The sequence below is a fragment of the Paenibacillus xylanilyticus genome, assembly GCF_013359935.1.
In the GTDB taxonomy this organism is placed as follows: Bacteria; Bacillota; Bacilli; order Paenibacillales; family Paenibacillaceae; genus Paenibacillus; species Paenibacillus xylanilyticus.
This window is the reverse complement of sequence record NZ_JABMCB010000007.1, coordinates 1-271: the sequence shown is the minus strand read 5'-3', so window position 1 is coordinate 271 and position 271 is coordinate 1. Positions and strand designations below refer to the sequence as shown.

1 rRNA gene is annotated in these 271 nt (G+C 54.2%); it reads left to right on the top strand.

From position 1 onward, the window contains the following. Positions 1–271 (top strand): 23S ribosomal RNA (locus HP552_RS00035); the annotation flags it as partial.

Here is a 271-nt window from a genome sequence, read left to right as displayed (position 1 = left end):
TAAGTCGGGACCTAAGGCGAGGCCGAAAGGCGTAGTCGAAGGACAACAGGTCGAAATTCCTGTACCACCGTAAGCCGTTATGAGCAATGGGGGGACGCAGTAGGGTAGTGACGCGGACTGATGGATGTCCGTCCAAGCAGTGAGGCTGATGTGTAGGCAAATCCGCACATCGTAAGGCTGAGCTGTGATGGGGAGTGAAAATTACAGTAGCGAAGGTCATGATCTCACACTGCCAAGAAAAGCCTCTAGCCAGGTGATGGTGCCCGTACCG